Genomic DNA, 1,438 nt, shown 5'->3' on the forward strand with positions numbered 1-1,438 from the left:
TGTACTGACCCCAAAAAGTTAGACATTTAATTTATCCAAAGGATTTAGTTCTGTATTGCACAGGACTGAGTCCTTTTAATTTTACCTTAATTCGTTTGTTGTTGTAATAATCAATATAGTCTACAATAGCTTGTTCCAATTGCTCAAGTGAGTGAAACGTCTTCTCATAACCATAAAACATCTCAGACTTAAGAATGCCAAAGAAGGACTCCATCATACCATTGTCTGGACTATTTCCCTTACGTGACATGGACGGTTGGATTCCTTTATCTTCTAAAAATTGATGATAATACTGATGTTGGTATTGCCAACCTTGGTCACTATGGAGAATTGTATTTTCGTAATGCTCCTCTGTGAAGGCCTGATCTAACATAGCTTTCACTTGTTCTAAGTTTGGTGAAGTTGAGAGATTATAGGAAATAATTTCGCTGTTAAAGCCATCTAAAACAGGCGATAAATACAATTTCTGTGTGCTATTTGGAATGGCAAACTCTGTCACATCTGTGTAGCACTTTTCCATTGGTTTGGATGCTTCAAACTGGCGTTGAATAAGGTTATCTGCTTTCTTGCCAACTTCTCCTTGGTATGAAGAATACTTCCGTTTACGACGAATACGTGCACTTAAACCAAGAATCTTCATCAGACGTTGGACCTTCTTATGGTTCACTACAAAACCACGATTCCTCAATTCAAGAGATATTCGGCGATAGCCATAATTTCCTTTATGCTCATAATAAATTTCCTGAATTTCGCCTTTAATCTCTTTATCTTTGTCGTGCCCATCTAGTTGCTTCAACTGATAATAGTAAGTTGAACGAGCCAAGTAGGCTGTTTCAAGAAGTAAATCTAGTCGAAATCCTCCTGAAACCATTTCTCTAATTGTCTCTGCCTTTCTCGCTGTAAGGCTTCGTCCCTGTCTTCTAGCTCTTTTAACTTTTTTAGGTAGGCCACCTCGGTACGTAAGCGTTCATTCTCCTCTTGGAGTCGCTCTAGTTCTGTCATTTCTTCCCAAATTTTCTTGCGTTTACGTCCCATTTCAGGTGCTCTCCCTCTTGTTTTCTCAACAATAGTATACCCATTTCTCTTGTATTGTGCCAGCCAGTTAAGAAGTATCGTACGACTTGGGAGACCGTATTCAAGAGAAACTCTATCTTTAGTCCAGCCTTCATGTAAGACTTTATTAATCATTTCTTGTTTTAAATCAGGAGAATAGTAACGATTTTTTCCTTTTTTGACGAATTCTATTCCGTAACGATCAATCAATTTAATCATGTACCTAAGATTAGAAATGTTTATTCCAAATTGATTTGAAAGCTGTCTAAAGCTCTCTCCTTGCTTTCTCAATTCATATATTTGAACTTTATCTTCATAAGTTAATTTCATTATAAAACACCCCAAAAGTTAGATTTTTTCTGTCTAACTTTTGGGGTGCAGTTCA

The 1,438-nt window shown here is 36.8% G+C and carries 1 protein-coding gene; it reads right to left on the reverse strand.

Translation table 11 applies throughout. From position 1 onward, the window contains the following. Nucleotides 1–31: 31 nt before the first annotated feature. A protein-coding gene (locus tag IYQ92_RS10040) for an IS3 family transposase (RefSeq protein ID WP_195676490.1) occupies nt 32–1,383 on the reverse strand; the annotation gives its coding sequence in 2 pieces (ribosomal slippage) (nt 32–942 and nt 942–1,383; 1,353 coding nt in all). Nucleotides 1,384–1,438: the final 55 nt, after the last annotated feature.

Origin of the sequence: Streptococcus sp. HF-1907 (assembly GCF_015594605.1) — a bacterium.
GTDB lineage: Bacteria > Bacillota > Bacilli > Lactobacillales > Streptococcaceae > Streptococcus.